This window comes from Bradyrhizobium sp. (genome assembly GCF_016219575.1).
GTDB lineage: Bacteria > Pseudomonadota > Alphaproteobacteria > Rhizobiales > Xanthobacteraceae > Bradyrhizobium.
Window position 1 is genome coordinate 130,760 of sequence record NZ_JACRMG010000040.1, and the last position, 14,868, is coordinate 145,627.

18 protein-coding genes are annotated in these 14,868 nt (G+C 64.8%); 13 read left to right on the top strand and 5 right to left on the bottom strand.

The window, feature by feature from the left end; genetic code table 11:
- Positions 1–14: 14 nt before the first annotated feature.
- From HZB49_RS29255 to HZB49_RS29295, 9 genes are all read left to right on the top strand, one after another.
- On the top strand, positions 15–782 hold the full coding sequence (locus HZB49_RS29255) for a glucose 1-dehydrogenase (protein ID WP_291617621.1): 768 nt from the start codon (positions 15–17) through the stop codon (positions 780–782).
- Between the two features lie 10 nt (positions 783–792).
- Positions 793–1,563 (top strand): enoyl-CoA hydratase-related protein, encoded by a 771-nt coding sequence (locus HZB49_RS29260; protein ID WP_291617622.1) that lies wholly within the window; start codon positions 793–795, stop codon positions 1,561–1,563.
- 19 nt (positions 1,564–1,582) lie between these two features.
- The gene (locus HZB49_RS29265) at positions 1,583–2,143 is read left to right on the top strand and encodes a MarR family transcriptional regulator (protein WP_291617623.1); all 561 of its coding nucleotides are present in this window, start codon (positions 1,583–1,585) and stop codon (positions 2,141–2,143) included.
- Between the two features lie 253 nt (positions 2,144–2,396).
- Positions 2,397–2,720 (top strand): metalloregulator ArsR/SmtB family transcription factor, encoded by a 324-nt coding sequence (locus HZB49_RS29270; protein ID WP_291617624.1) that lies wholly within the window; start codon positions 2,397–2,399, stop codon positions 2,718–2,720.
- Entirely contained in the window at positions 2,717–3,148 is a 432-nt protein-coding gene (locus HZB49_RS29275) for an SRPBCC domain-containing protein (RefSeq protein WP_291617625.1), read from the top strand. Before HZB49_RS29270 ends, HZB49_RS29275 begins: the two co-directional genes overlap by 4 nt.
- Positions 3,149–3,187: 39 nt before the next feature.
- Complete coding sequence (locus tag HZB49_RS29280; protein ID WP_291617626.1) at positions 3,188–3,388, top strand: hypothetical protein; 201 nt, start codon at positions 3,188–3,190, stop codon at positions 3,386–3,388.
- A complete protein-coding gene (locus HZB49_RS29285; RefSeq protein WP_291617627.1) occupies positions 3,373–3,822 on the top strand; it encodes a DUF1801 domain-containing protein in 450 nt (149 codons plus the stop codon). Before HZB49_RS29280 ends, HZB49_RS29285 begins: the two co-directional genes overlap by 16 nt.
- A gap of 32 nt (positions 3,823–3,854) precedes the next feature.
- Positions 3,855–4,307 (top strand): DUF1801 domain-containing protein, encoded by a 453-nt coding sequence (locus tag HZB49_RS29290; protein WP_291617628.1) that lies wholly within the window; start codon positions 3,855–3,857, stop codon positions 4,305–4,307.
- A gap of 37 nt (positions 4,308–4,344) precedes the next feature.
- Positions 4,345–4,893, top strand: coding sequence for a hypothetical protein (locus tag HZB49_RS29295; RefSeq protein WP_291617629.1), 549 nt, complete (start codon positions 4,345–4,347; stop codon positions 4,891–4,893).
- 6 nt (positions 4,894–4,899) lie between these two features.
- On the opposite strand, the gene HZB49_RS29300 is transcribed toward HZB49_RS29295, so the two are convergent.
- From HZB49_RS29300 to HZB49_RS29315, 4 genes are all read right to left on the bottom strand, one after another.
- Positions 4,900–6,315 (bottom strand): bifunctional serine/threonine-protein kinase/universal stress protein, encoded by a 1,416-nt coding sequence (locus tag HZB49_RS29300; protein ID WP_291617630.1) that lies wholly within the window; start codon positions 6,313–6,315, stop codon positions 4,900–4,902.
- A complete protein-coding gene (locus HZB49_RS29305) occupies positions 6,315–7,055 on the bottom strand; it encodes a metallophosphoesterase family protein (protein ID WP_291617631.1) in 741 nt (246 codons plus the stop codon). The genes HZB49_RS29300 and HZB49_RS29305 overlap by 1 nt, the downstream gene beginning before the upstream one ends.
- A gap of 83 nt (positions 7,056–7,138) precedes the next feature.
- The gene (locus tag HZB49_RS29310) at positions 7,139–7,735 is read right to left on the bottom strand and encodes a TetR family transcriptional regulator (RefSeq protein WP_291617632.1); all 597 of its coding nucleotides are present in this window, start codon (positions 7,733–7,735) and stop codon (positions 7,139–7,141) included.
- A 34-nt stretch (positions 7,736–7,769) separates the two neighbouring features.
- Positions 7,770–8,036, bottom strand: a complete 267-nt coding sequence (locus tag HZB49_RS29315; protein ID WP_291617633.1) for a hypothetical protein — start codon at positions 8,034–8,036, stop codon at positions 7,770–7,772.
- A 210-nt stretch (positions 8,037–8,246) separates the two neighbouring features.
- Here HZB49_RS29315 and purB point away from each other — a divergent pair, with 210 nt between their 5' ends.
- Complete coding sequence (gene purB, locus HZB49_RS29320; protein ID WP_291617634.1) at positions 8,247–9,554, top strand: adenylosuccinate lyase; 1,308 nt, start codon at positions 8,247–8,249, stop codon at positions 9,552–9,554.
- A gap of 25 nt (positions 9,555–9,579) precedes the next feature.
- On the opposite strand, the gene HZB49_RS29325 is transcribed toward purB, so the two are convergent.
- Positions 9,580–11,979, bottom strand: coding sequence for a DUF2235 domain-containing protein (locus HZB49_RS29325; protein WP_291617635.1), 2,400 nt, complete (start codon positions 11,977–11,979; stop codon positions 9,580–9,582).
- Between the two features lie 176 nt (positions 11,980–12,155).
- On the opposite strand from HZB49_RS29325, the gene murI reads away from it, so the two are divergent.
- From murI to rpsD, 3 genes are all read left to right on the top strand, one after another.
- Positions 12,156–12,953 (top strand): glutamate racemase, encoded by a 798-nt coding sequence (murI, locus tag HZB49_RS29330; RefSeq protein WP_291617636.1) that lies wholly within the window; start codon positions 12,156–12,158, stop codon positions 12,951–12,953.
- 100 nt (positions 12,954–13,053) lie between these two features.
- A complete protein-coding gene (locus HZB49_RS29335; protein WP_291617637.1) occupies positions 13,054–13,827 on the top strand; it encodes an aldolase/citrate lyase family protein in 774 nt (257 codons plus the stop codon).
- Between the two features lie 403 nt (positions 13,828–14,230).
- Positions 14,231–14,848 carry a 30S ribosomal protein S4 gene (gene rpsD / locus HZB49_RS29340; protein WP_291617638.1) on the top strand — a complete coding sequence of 206 codons (618 nt, stop codon included), beginning with the start codon at positions 14,231–14,233 and terminating at the stop codon, positions 14,846–14,848.
- Positions 14,849–14,868 lie beyond the last annotated feature (20 nt).

A 14,868-nucleotide genomic window follows, 5' to 3' on the forward strand; every position in this document is an offset into this window, starting at 1 on the left:
GGTGAGGTAGGAACATGAGAGGTCTCAAGAACCGCGTTGCGGTCGTCACTGGCGCAGCCGGTGGAATCGGGAGCGCGATCTGCCGCCGGTTCCTCGACGAGGAAATCAACATCATCGCCATCGATGTCAACGCTGACGCCTTGAAGCAGCTCGCCGCCGATCTCGGCGCCGGCGAGTCGCGGCTGTTCTGCGTCACGGCCGACATCATCGACTATGGACGGGTCAAGGAAGCGGTCGACCGCGGCGTCGCAAAATTCGGCAAGCTCGACATCCTCGTCAACAATGCCGGATGGGACGTTGCAAAACCGTTCCTGCAGACCGAGCCAGATCTCTGGGACAAGATCATCGCCATCAACCTGCGCGGCCCGCTCAACCTGCACAAGGCCGCCCTGCCCCACCTGATCGCCGCCGGCGGCGGCAAGGTCGTCAACATCGCCTCCGATGCCGGCCGGGTCGGATCGTCGGGCGAAGCCGTCTATGCCGCGTGCAAGGGCGGCATCATCTCGTTCTCCAAGACGATGGCGCGGGAATGCGCGCGCGACAACATCAGGGTCAACGTGGTTTGCCCGGGACCGACCGACACGGCGCTGCTGCGCTCCTTCGCCGGCGAAGGCGAATTCGGGCAGAAGATCTATGAGGGACTGAAGCGGGCGATTCCGCTGAAGCGGCTCGGACAGCCCGACGACATGCCCGGCCTCATCGCCTTCCTTTCCAGCGACGATGCCAACTACATGACCGGCCAGGTGATCAGCGTCTCCGGCGGTCTCACGATGAATGGTTGAGGAGAGCAAGGTGCAGTACAACGACATCACTTACGAAGTCCGCGGTCCCGCCGCCTGGATCATCATCAACCGGCCAGACAAGTACAACGCCTTCCGCGGCCAGACCTGCGAGGAGCTGATCCACGCCTTCAACAAGGCGGGATGGGACAAGTCGATCGCCGCCATCGTGCTGACCGGCGCCGGCACGAAATCGTTCTGCACCGGCGGCGACCAGTCGGCGCATGACGGTTCCTATGACGGGCGGGGCATCATCGGCCTGCCGGTCGAGGAGCTGCAGACCACGATCCGCGACGTGCCGAAACCCGTGATCGCGCGCGTCAACGGTTTTGCGATCGGCGGCGGCAACGTGCTCGTCACCTGCTGCGATCTCGCCATCGCCGCGTCCTCGGCGGTGTTCGGCCAGGTCGGTCCCAAGGTCGGCTCGGTCGACCCCGGCTTCGGCACCGCGCTGCTGGGTCGCGTCGTCGGCGAGAAGAAGGCGCGCGAAATCTGGATGCTGTGCCGGCGCTACACCGCGCAGCAGGCGCTCGAGATGGGCCTGATCAACACCGTGGTCGAACCGGCCGAGCTCGACGCCGAGGTCGAGCGCTGGTGCGCGGAAATCGCGGCGCTGAGCCCGACCGCGATCGCGATCGCCAAGCGATCCTTCAACCAGGATTCGGAATCGATCCGCGGCATCTCGGCGATGGGCATGCAGGCGCTGAGCCTGTTCTACGACACCGAGGAGTCGCGCGAAGGCGTCAAGGCGTTCCTCGAAAAGCGCAAGCCGCAATTCCGCTAGGGAATCCAGAGGCGCCCGGATGGCCACTCCCCCGCGAAAGCAAGCAGGCGCGGCCTCTCTCGAAGAGGCCGGCGGCCTGTTGCCCGGCCAGCCGGAACGGGTCGCCGATCACCTCAACAACCGGATCTTCTTCCGCCTGTTCCAGGTCGCCAACACCCTGCAGAAGCAGGCGGTGAAGGAACTCGGGGTGACGACCGTGCAATGGGCGGTGCTCGGCGCGTTGTCCGATCCACGGCCGACCTCCGGCATGTCAGTCGGCACGCTTGCCGACTTCCTCGTCGTCAGCCGGCAGAACCTGGACGGCGTGCTGAAGCGCCTCGAACGCGACGGCCTGGTCGAACGGGTGACCGGCCCCGCCGACAAGCGCGCGCGCATGGTCCGCCTGACGCGCGAGGGCTTTGCGTTCTGGACCGATCTGCGCGAGCGCATCTTCCAGTTTTACGACCAGGCGATGGCCGGCTTCAAATTCGACGACCGCGTCGCGCTGGCCCACTATCTCAACGAGATGCTGCGCGACCTGACCAAGGTCCGCCTCGAGCAGCCGCGCCGCGAACGCAAGAAGGCGAAGCGGCGCCCCTGACATTCGCGCGCGACCGCCGCTCGCCCGAACGAAAATGCCCCGCCGATGCTATCGCATTTGACGCCCATCCTTCGAGACGCCCGCCTTTGGCGGGCTCCTCAGGATGAGGTCCTGTTTCGCGGCGAAATCCTGGACCCTCGTGGTGAGGAGCGCCGCTTGCGGCGCGTCTCGAACCATGAGGCCAAGCCGCTTGACTAATCCATAACTCACCGGTTATACGTAAATCCCATAACCAAAGGGTTATCGATCTGGCATGACCAAGGCCCACGACACGCTGTTCCGAACGCTCGCCGACCCGACCCGGCGGGCGATCTTCGAGCGGTTGTGCCGCGACGGCGAGCAGACGGTCGGGGCGCTGACCGCGCGGGCCGGCGTTTCGCAGCCGGCGGTGTCGAAACATCTGGGGCTGCTGAAGCAGGCCGGTCTCGTGCGCGATCGCCACGAGGGCCGCCTGACGCATTACAGCGCGCAGATGAGCGCGCTCGCCCCGCTGATCGACTGGACCGGCCAGCTGACCGGATTCTGGGAGAAGCGCTTCGACGATCTCGAAAGCCTGCTGAAAAGGATGGACCAATGACAAGTGCCGCGACCGAAACGCGCTCGATCGTCGTGGAGCGCGACATCGCCCATCCGCCGGAAAAACTCTGGCGCGCGCTGACGCAGCCGCATCTGATCGAGGAATGGCTGATGAAGAACGATTTTACCCCGCGCGTCGGCCACCGCTTCAACCTGCGCGGCGACTGGGGCGGCGTGCTGGACTGCGAGGTGCTCGTCGTCGAGCCGAACAGGGAGCTGTCCTACACCTGGAACTTCAAGCACGACGATGCAGCCTTCAATCTGGAGAGCGTGGTGACGTTCACGCTGACGCCGACGGGCACGGGCACTCGCCTGCGCATGGAGCAGAAGGGCTTCCGCCCTGACCAGAGGCAGGCGTTCGGCGGCGCGCATGCCGGATGGAAGCAGTTCTTCGAAAGGCTGGAGCAGGTTCTGGCGAAGGCGGACTGACATCCGCCAGGTTTCACTTTGGTTTGCTAGGAGTGTCCAATGAACAAGCTGATACGGCAGGGCCACCGCTGGCTGTCGATTGCCTTTACGCTCGCGGTCATCGTCAATATCGTCGCCATGGTGCAGGAGAAGCAGGCGATCTGGGTGGGCCTGCTGGCGCTGTTTCCGCTGATCCTGCTGCTGCTGTCCGGTCTTTACCTGTTCGCATTGCCCTACGCTGCGAAATGGCGGACACCGTGACCGTCAGGAAGAAGGCCGCCAGGGGAGCCAGCGCAAAGCCGGTGCTGCTATCCGGGGGCAATCCGCAGATCGCCAAGGCCGAGGGCGACGCCCCGGTGCAGGCCTACATCGCCGCCATGCCGGGCTGGAAGCGCGACGTGGGACGCCGGCTCGACGCGCTGGTCGAGCGCACCGTGCCCGGCGCGCACAAGGCAGTGAAATGGAATTCGCCCTTCTACGGCATCAAGGGCGGGGGCTGGTTCCTCAGCTATCACTGCTTCACGAAGTACATCAAAGTGACCTTCTTCCGCGGCTCATCGCTGCGCCCTCTGCCGCCCGGCGAGTCCAAACACAAGGAAGTGCGCTATCTCGATATTCATGAAGGCAAGCTCGACGAAGCACAGTTTGTCGACTGGGTGAAGCAAGCGAGCCGGTTGCCCGGCGAACGGATGTAAAGGCAATGACGACGGCCAGGAAGAAAGCGACCATGAAAACGGGCGGCGCGAAGGAAGCAAAGCAGGGCGAGAACCCCTCGAAGCTGATCGAGGCGCGCATCAGGAAGCTCGGCGACTGGCGCGGCGAGACGCTCGCCCGCATCCGCGCGCTCATCAGGCAGGCCGATCCCGATGTGATCGAGGAAGTGAAATGGCGAAAGCCGTCGAACGGGATGCTCGGCGTTCCCGTGTGGGAGCACGACGGCATCATCTGCACCGGTGAGACCTACAAGGCTGTGGTGAAGCTGACCTTCGCCAGGGGCGCTTCGCTGAAGGATCCCGCCGGCCTCTTCAATGCCAGCCTAGAAGGCGGCACGCGGCGCGCGATTGATATTCGTGAGGGCGGGAAAATCAATGAGAAGGCGTTCAAGGCGCTGATCCGCGAGGCGGTGGAGCTGAACATTTCCGCTCAGGTCGCGCGGTCCAGAAAGCCAAAAAGCGCTTGAGTCCGAACGATTCCCCGCACTGCTGCGACTAACGCGCATGAATCTGGACGAACTCCGATCGACGCCCTTTTCCGGCGGATTGCGGCGGCTTCTCTCCAAGACGCTGCAGCCTGGCGAGCGCGTGCTCTGGCAGGGGCAGCCCGACGGAGTCGCACGGATGATGATGTGGCGATTCCTGTGGTGGGTCGGATTTCCCTGGCTGATCCTCACCGTGATTGCGTTGTCGCGGCGCTGGATCGGCGAATGGGCTCCGTTTCCCCTCCTCTTCGGGGCGATGCTCATCGCTGCGCCGCTGGTGATGCTGCTGCACGACATGCAGACGCTGTGCGTGATCACCGACCGCCGCGCACTGATCCTGCGCACGGCCTGGGGCAAGCGGAGCGGAACGAGCACCGCCTTTGCAGACATGGATGCCGCGCTCGAAGTGCTCGACATCGGCCGCGGCGCCGGTCATCTCAATTTCGCGTCGGGGATATCCACCCGCTCTCCCGACACCGACTATACCGGCCGATACGGGTTTCGCTGCATTCGAGACCCGCAGCGGGTCCGCGGCATTCTCGAACGCGCGCGCACCAGGCTTAGCTGATCCGGCCTAGGAATCCTGCTCTGCCCGCCGCGGCGGCCGCACCACGGTGACGGTGCATGGCGCCTGGCCCGCGATCTCGGCGGAGACGCTGCCGAGCAGCGAGCGCGCCAGCGAATTCTGCCGCGCGCCGAGCACGATATGATCGACGTGGTTGGTGCGGGCAAACTCCAGGATGGCATTGGCGGGATCGAACGCCTCCAGCACGTGCACTGTCAGCCGGCTCTCGTCGAGTTTCAGCGGCTGCGCCCAGTGCTGCAGCGCCACCATGCTTTCGACGTGCTTGTTGCGGCCTTCTTGATCCAGCGTGCGGTCCACCGTCAGGCGGTTGAGCTTCAGCACGTTGAGGCAGGCCAGCCGCGCCGACGGCAATGTCGCCAGCACCTGCGCGGCGGCGACACGCAGCGCCTCATGCAGCACCTCGGCTTCCTCCGCGAGGTCGATGGCGACGGCCACGATCGGGCTGGAGGCGAGCTGGGCGGCGACGTCGGCTTTCGGCTGCTGCAGCGTCACGCCGGGATTGAAGCGGCGGCGCAACACCGTGGTGAAGGGATCGCGCGCGAGCCGCTCCGAGCGCCCGGTCAGCCTGACCTGGTCGGGATGGCCGAGCTCGAAGGCAAGCTGCCCCGCCGTCGGATAGCGCCAGGCCGGCTCGATCTCGAGGCAGCGCAGCACGATCTCCTGCAGCCAGGGCGGATAATCGGCCTTGAGCTTGCGCGGCGGATAGGGATCGCGCCACAGCCTGCGCCGCACCGCGCGCATGGTCTCGCCCTCGCCGAACGGCCGCTCGCCGGTGGTGAAGAAATAAAGCAGCACGCCGAGCGAAAACAGGTCGCTGCGCGGATCGTCGCGCACGCCCGACAGCCGCTCCGGCGCCATGTAGGGCGCGGTGCCGTAGGGCACGCGAAACTCTTCCTGCATCAGGTCGGGCAGATGGTTGTGGTGCGACAGGCCGTAATCGATCAGCACCACCTCGCCGCTTTCGCGGAACATGACGCTGCTCGGCTTCATGTCGTGATGCACGACGTTCTGCCGGTGCAGGTCGGCGAGCGCGTCCGCGATCTTGCCGACCAGCACCCTCGCCTCTTCATATGGCAGCGGCAGGTCGCCGAGCCGCTTGTACAGCGTCTGGCCGGGGATGCGCTCCAGCACGACATAGGCCTGGCGGGCGAAATCGCCGGTGCCGAAACATTGCGGCACGTGCGGCCCCGACAGCCGCGGCAGGATCATCATCTCCATCTCGAAGCTGACGATGGCGGCGGGATCCTCGCCTTCCGACACGCGCGGGATTTTCATCAACAGCGGCGCCGAGATGCCTGGATGGGTGACGCTCCACAGCGTCGCCATGCCGCCGGAATGCACCTGCTCGCCGATGACAAAGCCGTCGATGACGGTGCCGGGCTCGATCTTCGATTTCGTCGTCATCAGTGCCCCGTGAAAAGCCGGTCGGCGAGCCAGGACGGCAGGCTGTTGGCGCGGATGCGATCGGCAGCCGCAGCGATGTCATAGGGCACGCGGAGGTAGGTGATCTCGTCCTTGTCGGTATCGAACATGGCGAAGGACGCGGCGGGATTGCCGTCGCGCGGCTGGCCGACCGAGCCGAGCACGGCGAGCCATTGCCGCCCGCGCAACAGCTGCACGGGAACGCCGGCGACCGGGACAAAGCTGGTCATCTTGGCGGTGGCCGACATCGAGTAGAGCGCGGGGCGGTGGATGTGGCCGCAGAAGGTGATGTGCGCCGAGGTCGCGATCATGCTGCGCCCGGCGTCCGCCGCCTCGCGCACATATCGCCAGCGCGGCGGATTGGAGGCCTCCGAATGGACGTAGAGGCGCGTCTCCTCCTCGACCGTGTAGGGCAGACCGGCGAGGAACTGCCGCTGCGGCGCGCTCAGGCGCCCCCGCGTCCATTCGATCGCGGCCTGGGCCTCGGCATTCATGCTCTCGGTGGAGGTCGCAACGGCGTTGTCGTGATTGCCGAGCACCACCGGGGTGCCCTGGCTGGCGAGTTCCATCACGGTATCGACGGCCCATTCGGGATCGGCGCCATAGCCGACGATGTCGCCGAGACAGACGATCCGCTCCGCGCCTTTGGCGCGCGCAGCATCGAGGCATGCGGCAAAGGCCTGCCGGTTGGCGTGAATGTCGGCAAAAATGGCGAGCCGCAAAATTTCCTCCGCAACCATCCTAGCGGTCCGGCCCGAACCGGTCTCTGATGGATATCAAACAATTGCGGAAAGTGCAGACAGCCTCAGCGCTTGCGCGGAGCCTCCAGGCCCCTGAGCAGGAGACCCAGCAGGGCGTCGACCCGCGCGGCCTTGGCCGGATCCTTCCAGTCGTCGCAATGGGCGGGATGGTGATAGCGGGTGGTGGCGTCGAACACCGCGCGCGCGGTGGTTTTGACGTCCGCCGCCTGAAAAGCACCCTGCTTGACGCCGTCGGAAATGATATGCGCGACCTGGTCGACCAGGCGCTCCTTGTGGGCCTTCACGGCCTCGCAGGCTTCCTGCGCCAGCGTGAGGTAGGTCGCGAACATCTCGGGATCCTCGCAGACCTTCTTGTACTTGATGTCGATCATGGTGCGCAGCCACTTGTCGAGCCGCGCCGGCGCGGGGCCGGTGCTCTCGGCGATCTTCTGCAGCGGCGCATTGGCGCGGTCGAGCCAGCGCTTGGCCACCGCCTGGCGCAGCGAAGCCTTGCTCGGAAAATGCCGGTAGACGCTGCCGTGGCTCACATCGAGCGCACGCGCAACGTCGACGACGGTGGCTTTGGCCAGTCCGTAGCGGCGCAGGACTTCTTCGGTCGCTTCGAGAATCCGCTCCGGGGTCAAGACAACGACTTCGTTCATGGACGTTCCCTCTGCGTCTCGCTGAAATGCGGCCTTAGCGGATGAATTTGGTCGCTTGGGCCTCGAGACGGCGGGCAACCAGCCGGTTGACCCAGAGCTGGAATTGAACCGCCAAACCAAGAATTTCGGTAGTCATGGTGATAAGCCCTTGAGTTTTCGAGGTTGCCGGCCTTGTTGGCCGATCAACCCGCGCGGCGCCCTGGTCACTTGTTGGTCTTGGGCATGCCCCGTTCTCTGCAGCATGCTCGGGCGTCGGAAATGCATATAGCATCTTGTGCTGACAGATTTCAATATCTGTCATTCACACTTCTGTGAGTACTTGGGCGGCCCTTCCCCGCGTCATGGCCGGGCTTGTCCCGGCCATCCACGTCTTCCTTTGGCCACGCACCCGAAGGCGTGGATGCCCGGGACAAGCCCGGGCATGACGAACCCTATTCGGACGGCGCGGAAGTTTGTCTCACCTCTCCCCGTCTGCTAAAGCGCGGCGTAACCCCAAACGTCAGAGTCGTCGATGATCCCCCGCTATACCCGCCCGGAAATGGCCTCCATCTGGGAGGCGCAGACGCGTTTCAAGATCTGGTTCGAGATCGAGGCGCATGCGGCGGACGCGCTGGCCGAGCTCGGCACCATCCCGAAGGAAGCGGCGAAGACGATCTGGGCCAAGGCGAAGGATGCGACATTCAATGTCGCGCGCATCGACGAGATCGAGCGCGAGACCAAGCACGACGTCATCGCCTTCCTGACGCACCTCGCAGAGATCGTCGGACCCGAAGCGCGTTTCGTGCACCAGGGTATGACCTCCTCCGACGTGCTCGACACCTGCCTCAACGTGCAGCTGGTCCGCGCGGCGGACCTGCTGATTGCCGACATGGACAAGGTGCTGGCGGCGCTGAAGACGCGCGCCTTCGAGCACAAGATGACGCCGACCATCGGCCGTTCCCACGGCATCCACGCCGAGCCCGTCACTTTCGGGCTGAAGCTCGCCTATGCCTATGCCGAATTCTCCCGCGGCCGCGAGCGCCTGGTCGCCGCGCGCAAGGAGGTCGCGACCTGCGCGATCTCGGGCGCGGTCGGCACCTTCGCGCAGATCGATCCGCGCGTGGAGGCACATGTCGCCAAGGCGATGGGGCTCGCGCCCGAACCGATCTCCACGCAGGTGATCCCGCGCGACCGGCATGCGATGTATTTTGCCACCCTCGGCGTGATCGCCTCCTCGGTGGAGCGGCTGGCGATCGAAATCCGCCATTTGCAGCGCACCGAAGTGCTGGAAGCCGAAGAGTTCTTCTCGGAAGGCCAGAAGGGCTCCTCCGCGATGCCGCACAAGCGCAACCCCGTGCTGTCGGAAAATCTCACGGGTCTGGCGCGCATGGTGCGCGCCTATGTGACGCCGGCGCTGGAGAACGTCGCGTTGTGGCACGAGCGCGACATCTCGCACTCCTCCGCCGAACGCATGATTGGGCCCGACGCCACGGTAACGCTCGACTTCGCGCTGATGCGCCTCGCCGGCCTGATCGAGAAGCTCCTGGTCTATCCCGCCAACATGCAGAAGAACCTCGACCGGCTCGGCGGACTCGTGCATTCGCAGCGCGTGCTGATCGCACTGACCCAAAAGGGCGCCAGCCGCGAGGACGCCTACAAATTCGTGCAGCGCAACGCCATGCCGGTGTGGCGCGGCGAAGGCGATTTCCTGACGCTGCTGAAGAAGGACGCCGACGTGAAGAAATATCTCAGCGATGCCGAGATCGCCGAGCAGTTCGACCTCAGCTATCACCTCAAGCACGTCGACACGATCTTCAAGCGCGTGTTCGGGGCGAGCTGAGTTTCAAGCTAGGTGATGGTCAGGGTCAAGGCCTCCCCGGTTTGGGAAGCTTTTCGATCGTGACCTCGGCCTTGCCGTGGTTGTTGCATCGGTAGAACAGGTCGTAGATCCATGGAAAACTCAGCACGGTGTCATTGACGTAAAGGAAGACTTCGCCGTTTGCCCGCGGCGCGAAGGTCGCCGTCCAGATACCGCCTTCCTTTCCCTCGAACTGCAGCAGATGTTCTTCCAGGCCGGGACCGCCGACACGAAGAATCGTCGCGAACCAGTTCGACCAGATCAGCCGCTTGTAGGGCCACCCCCACAGCTGCATCCAGGGCGCGCGGCTGTTGTCAAAACCGTTCGGACCGGTCTCAGTCATGTGATCCTTCCAGGCGTCGGTGACCTTGAGCGTGATCCGGTAGGTTTCTCCCTGCGCAACGCGGAGTCCGGTCGCGTTGCACGCCTTCGCTGTCTGCATGACCGCAGGCCTCGCCGCCGCGTCCTCGACCAGGACGCCGCCCTCCCCCTTGCAGATCAGACCGAGCGTATTGGCCGTGCCGAAGGCGAGCCACCAGAACAGCCAGACCACGATGGCGGTCGGGAACAGCCAATGCTTCAGGAAGTAGAAGGTGACGCGGTAGATGCCGGCCCTGCGCAGCTTGTGGACAGCGGCATGCCAGCCGCCGGGGGTGGGATGACCGGCCGGCGCGTGCCAGGCCACCCGCGATACATCGCGGATGGTGTGCTGCAGGTTGGACCCCAGCCACAGGAAACCGCCAACTACGATCGAACCGGCCAGCAGCAAGCCGGGCGCGTTGCGGAAGGCAACGAACCAGGGTTCGAGGAAACCCGGCAGGAACGATGCCGCGGCATTCACCAGCGGATTGACGAAGGCGCCGACCCAGGAGAGGCCAACTCCGGGAAAGTAGATGACGAAGAACGGAATGCCGACAACCAGCAGCGTAGCCAGCACCGTGAGGAAATAGACGACGCGGCGCAGCCAGATCCAGTTCCAGACGTCGTCCTGCACCCTCGATCGCAGATTGCCGGGATCGACGGGATGCAGCGCACGCGTAACCGCGCCGGCCTTGTCGGTGTATTTGTATTGCCTCGGCATGACCACCGGGACGTAGCGATCCGTCCCATGCCGGATACGCTGGAACACAGCCTCATGAACGGTGGCCTGCGGCGGCGGCAATACGGTCTGCGGCATGCTGGGATGGAGGTCGGCCAGGATTTCCGTTTGCGGATCGTGCTGCTTCCGGAGCAATCGCCACATGGTGGCGACGTCGGCCCTGAACGAAGGCTTGTACGGCGGCGCCTCGTAGGTCTCCTTGATATTGCGCGGCTTGTAGCGGTAGTAGCCCGCAAGGCCCTTCCGCGAGTCGTTGAGCTTGTCGTACGGGTTGATCTGCGGGCCGCAGACGTGTTGCCGCTGGAAAGCCGAGTACAGCAGCCCGTAGGGCTGCGCGCGGTCGAGCATCCAGTCGAGCGCGACATGGGAAAGCCCGTCCTGCGGATAGCCGCCGCCGATGTCGGCGTGAACGCCGGTGAACCAGACCTGGCTGATGCGCTCGCGATCGATGGGCGGCAGGTCCATGCGCAAGTGCGGCGCCGGGTCCGCGGCCTTTGCCGCATCGCTGCGCGGATCGTGTTCGACGCCGAACAGCCAGTCCTTCTTTTCGCGTCCAGCGACCTCCGCCCTGCCGCGGACATAGCGCTCGTCCCAGATCACGGGGCGAAAGGCATCGCGCTCATCCTCCAGCGCCAATGCGTGGCAGGCCCTGTGCACCTTCGCATTCAGGAAGCGGTCCGGCATGGACAGCGGCCAGATCCAGTAGTCGATCGCGCGCGTCATCTCCTCGATCGGGCCGCCATAGGCGTCCACCGTATCCCAAAGCCCGAGGAAATGAATCGACTCGATCTCGATCTGCTTCTTCCCGTCGAATTGCGGAATCCCCCTGACATGGCGATATGCCTTGATGCAGAGATCGCGCAGATCCCGCAACGGAGTCACCAGCCCCTTGGTGATGTTGAAGCGCCGACGATAGGCCCTGTAGGCGTCCGCCGCATGACGCGCCAGCGCCGCCTCGTCGCCGGAATAGGGCACCAGGCCTTCGCGGGCGATCATTCCCGCAACCACGCGCATGGTGAAGGAGCCGCGGCTGAAGCCGAAACCGTAAATCCGGTCTCCCGGCCGATAATTCCGGCAACAGAAGCTGTAGATGTCGATCACATTGCGCTTCAGTCCGAAGCCGAACACGCCGCCCAGGATCGCAAACAGCTTGAACGAGGATGTGCCGACGCCGTCATCATAAAACGCGATCTGGCGCGCCGGATCGCCCAGATCGAGAATCTGAAACAGCCGCCAGACATTGGTCTTGAAAACCTTGGCGGAACTGTTTCCGGTCCCGTCGGACAAAAGGACGATATTTTTCGACATGGACGACCTGTCCCCGGAATGCCGCAAAAGACGAATGGTCGCGCGAAATTGCAGAGAGCGCAAGGCGCAATCAAAGCGGGAACATGCCGGGAGGTCGCCGCGTCGCCAGGGGTCAGGAGAGCCGGCGTCCCGCCAAAACAACTGATTCGTAACTGCGGATCGGCTAGGATGCGCCCGTGCCAGCGCCCCCCACGATTCTCGTTTTCGATTCCGGCCTCGGCGGTCTCACCGTCCTGCGCGAGATCGTCGCTGCGCGGCCGGATGCGCATTACACCTACGTCGCCGACGATGCGTTCTTTCCCTACGGCCACCACAGCGAGGAGCAGATCATCGCCCGCGTGGTGCCGCTGATCGGTGAACTCATCGACAAGCACGCGCCGGACCTGGCCGTGATCGCCTGCAACACGGCGTCCACGCTCGTGATGGCGCATCTGCGGGCCGCCTACGCCATCCCCTTCGTCGGTACGGTGCCCGCGATCAAGCCGGCCTGCGCGAGCTCGAAGACCAAGCGCGTCTCGGTGCTCGGCACCAGGGGCACAGTGAAGCGCGAATACACCCACGGCCTGATCCGCGATTTCGCGCAGGGCTGCGAAGTGACGCTGGTAGGCTCGCCGGAACTGGCTTCGCTGGCGGAAGCAGCGCTCAGCGGCGAGACGGTGCGCGATGCGGATATCGCGGCGGAGATAGCGCCGTGCTTCGTCGGCGCGGCCGACAACGCCTCTGCGCGCACCGATACGGTCGTGCTGGCCTGCACGCATTATCCCCTGCTGCTGGACCGGCTGGCGGAACTCGCGCCCTGGCCGGTCGACTGGATCGATCCAGCGCCCGCAATCGCGCGGCGCGTGGTCGATCTGATGGGCCAGCCCGGCGACGTCTACGACGGCGCCGGCGCCGAGATGATCTTCACGTCGGGACGACCGCACACGCTGAGCCGTGCCTTGACGCCGTTTTTCGGTGGCCGCGTTCCGGCGTGATCTCTATTTCTTGAGCATGATCCTGCACGAAAACCGGTTCCCACTGTTCGGGATCATGCTCTAGACTTTGGCGCGGGGCACACCCGCCGGAGTTTCTGCATTGACATCGACATTGCCGCCGCTCAACCGCCTCAAGAAGATGTGGCGGGAGGGCCGCCCCACCTTCGGGGCCATCGCCACCATTCCCAGCATCCAGACCGTGCGGATCATGGCGCAAACGCTCGACTGGATCATCGTCGATCTCGAGCACGGGCCGATCGACCTCGGCTCCGCGCATGCGATGATCGTCGCCACCGCGGGCACGCCCTGCGTGCCGATGCTGCGCATCGCCGCCAACGAACCGTGGCTGGCGAAGGCACCGATGGATCTCGGCGCGCTCGGCATCAACTTTCCGATGATTTGCAGCCGCGCCGATGCGGAGAAAGCCGTGCGCAGCGTGCGCTATCCGCCGAAGGGGGATCGGCTGTGGGGCCCGTTCCACGCGCCGTTCCGCTGGAACGTCTCGATGAACGATTACATGGCAACCGCCGACGACGACATGATCTGCATGGTCACCATCGAGCATGTCGCCGCGGTCGAGCGCATCGACGAGATCATGGCAACCCCCGGCATCGATCTCGCCGTGATCGGCCCAGGCGACCTCGCCACCTCCATCAACAAGCGCGGCCTGCCCGACGATCCCGAGGTGGTGGCGCTGATGAAGCGCGCGGAGGAAGGCATCCTGAAGAGCGGCGTGCCGATCGGCGGCGTGGCGCGCACCGCGGAGGCGGCCAATGCGATGATCGCGCGCGGCTATGTGGCGCTGGCGCTCGGCTTCGACTGGTCGCTGTTCCAGCGCGGCATTGCGGCCAGCCTCGAGGGCATCAAGCGCTGACAGCCGCCAATCCGGACGATTCGGGGCCGCGCTTTGGCCCGTCGGGTCCGCGGCCGCCCCATGGAGATGGCCCCGACCCGGCCCGAACAGGTCCTGAACCGGGAAATCGGGGCCGAATCCGCGTCCAATCGAGCCGGAGCAGGGTCCGGGTGGTCAGAAACCAGGGGATTTTGCGCTCCCGGACCTGCCATTTTGGCTTTAGAAACCGGCCGCATTTGTTTGACATCTGGGCCGTTTCTGCCTAGAAACCGCCCTGCTCGCGGGCCGGTTTTCGGCCCGCGTTGCGTTTCGCGACCCGTGGTCCGTGCTTGAGCTTTCGAGTGCGGACCTGTCGGCAACCGGACAGTCCGGCTGCACAGGAGGGCGCGTCTCCTCAAAACCCAAACTTACGCAAGAGGACGCGATGACAAAGCGCAGTGAGGCGAAATACAAGATCGATCGCCGTATGGGCCAGAACATCTGGGGCCGCCCGAAGAGCCCCGTGAACCGCAGGGAATACGGCCCCGGCCAGCACGGCCAGCGCCGCAAGGGCAAGCTCTCCGACTTCGGCGTGCAGTTGCGCGCCAAGCAGAAGCTGAAGGGCTACTACGCCAACATTTCGGAGCGCCAGTTCCACGGCATCTATGTCGAGGCCGGCCGCATGAAGGGCGACACCGGCGAGAACCTGATTGGCCTTTTGGAGCGCCGTCTCGACACCGTGATCTATCGCGCCAAGTTCGTCTCGACCATGTTCGCCGCGCGCCAGTTCATCAACCACGGCCACGTCAAGGTGAACGGCCGCAAGGTCAACATCGGCAGCTACAAGCTGAAGGTCGGCGACAGCATCGAGGTGAAGGAAGCCTCCAAGCAGCTCACGCCCGTGCTGGAAGCCATCCAGCTCCCCGAGCGCGACGTGCCGGATTTCCTCGAGGTGGACCACGGCAAGATGACCGCCAAGTTCGTCCGCATCCCGGCCCTGTCAGACGTGCCGTTCCCTGTGCAGATGGAGCCGCATCTGATCGTCGAATTCTATTCGCGCTGATCGGTTCCGCGTTTCGCGAT

Excerpts from the sequence above, each read along its gene's own strand:
- HZB49_RS29315 (WP_291617633.1), bottom strand. The coding sequence starts at position 8,036 with ATGACAGATATTGAAATCTGTCAGCACAAGATGCTATATGCATTTCCG.
- HZB49_RS29300 (WP_291617630.1), bottom strand. The coding sequence starts at position 6,315 with ATGACGACGAAATCGAAGATCGAGCCCGGCACCGTCATCGACGGCTTT.
- purB (WP_291617634.1), top strand. The coding sequence starts at position 8,247 with ATGATCCCCCGCTATACCCGCCCGGAAATGGCCTCCATCTGGGAGGCG.
- HZB49_RS29255 (WP_291617621.1), top strand. The coding sequence starts at position 15 with ATGAGAGGTCTCAAGAACCGCGTTGCGGTCGTCACTGGCGCAGCCGGT.
- HZB49_RS29280 (WP_291617626.1), top strand. The coding sequence starts at position 3,188 with ATGAACAAGCTGATACGGCAGGGCCACCGCTGGCTGTCGATTGCCTTT.
- HZB49_RS29265 (WP_291617623.1), top strand. The coding sequence starts at position 1,583 with ATGGCCACTCCCCCGCGAAAGCAAGCAGGCGCGGCCTCTCTCGAAGAG.
- HZB49_RS29310 (WP_291617632.1), bottom strand. The coding sequence starts at position 7,735 with ATGAACGAAGTCGTTGTCTTGACCCCGGAGCGGATTCTCGAAGCGACC.
- HZB49_RS29275 (WP_291617625.1), top strand. The coding sequence starts at position 2,717 with ATGACAAGTGCCGCGACCGAAACGCGCTCGATCGTCGTGGAGCGCGAC.
- HZB49_RS29270 (WP_291617624.1), top strand. The coding sequence starts at position 2,397 with ATGACCAAGGCCCACGACACGCTGTTCCGAACGCTCGCCGACCCGACC.
- HZB49_RS29290 (WP_291617628.1), top strand. The coding sequence starts at position 3,855 with ATGAAAACGGGCGGCGCGAAGGAAGCAAAGCAGGGCGAGAACCCCTCG.
- HZB49_RS29295 (WP_291617629.1), top strand. The coding sequence starts at position 4,345 with ATGAATCTGGACGAACTCCGATCGACGCCCTTTTCCGGCGGATTGCGG.
- rpsD (WP_291617638.1), top strand. The coding sequence starts at position 14,231 with ATGACAAAGCGCAGTGAGGCGAAATACAAGATCGATCGCCGTATGGGC.
- HZB49_RS29325 (WP_291617635.1), bottom strand. The coding sequence starts at position 11,979 with ATGTCGAAAAATATCGTCCTTTTGTCCGACGGGACCGGAAACAGTTCC.
- HZB49_RS29285 (WP_291617627.1), top strand. The coding sequence starts at position 3,373 with ATGGCGGACACCGTGACCGTCAGGAAGAAGGCCGCCAGGGGAGCCAGC.